Source organism: Rhodococcus sp. EPR-134, assembly GCF_001647205.1.
Taxonomy (GTDB): domain Bacteria; phylum Actinomycetota; class Actinomycetes; order Mycobacteriales; family Mycobacteriaceae; genus Rhodococcus_F; species Rhodococcus_F qingshengii.
In genome coordinates this window covers 1-569 of sequence record NZ_LVCT01000642.1, presented here as the reverse complement: position 1 = coordinate 569, position 569 = coordinate 1, and the positions used below count along the sequence as shown (strand labels likewise).

Annotated in this window: 1 pseudogene; it reads left to right on the top strand. The window is 62.9% G+C overall.

Annotated features, from left to right (window positions below):
* Positions 1–426 (top strand): annotated as a pseudogene (locus A2J01_RS28125) (alpha/beta fold hydrolase); the annotation flags it as partial.
* Positions 427–569 lie beyond the last annotated feature (143 nt).

Here is a 569-nt window from a genome sequence, read left to right as displayed (position 1 = left end):
CCGTATCACCGCGGATTCCCCGGAATCCGTGCGCCCGGACTCTATCTGGGTTCGTCCGCGATGTCGGTGACAGCCAACATTGCCGGCTTCTGGCCGGGAGACCGGGTCAACGTCGGCGGCTTCGGTCGACAGTCGAAAGTACTGATCACCGATTGGGCACGGTTCGCCAGGACCGGTCGCATGGAACCCATCGGTGCGGATATCGACTACGAGGAGCGGATCGCTCGCCTGACCTTGCCGGTTCTGTCGATCACGATCGAAGGGGACGATCTCGCTCCACGCCGGTCGGCAAAGAACCTGGTGGACAAGCTCTCCGGGGCCCAAGTGACGATGACGCACATCGACGAACCACTCGGTCACAACGGTTGGATACGCAATCCCACCGCTGTGAGCGAGCGCGTCGTCGCGTGGTTGCGCGACCGCTGAAAGATCAGCCGAGTTTCTGCCAGAGGAACTCGTAGGTCAGCGCGGTCTTGAAGGCCAGCTGAGCATTGTCCGCGGCGCCGCCGTGGCCACCCTCGATGTTCTCGAAATACAGCACCGGCTTGCCCAGCTCTTCCAGCCGTGCG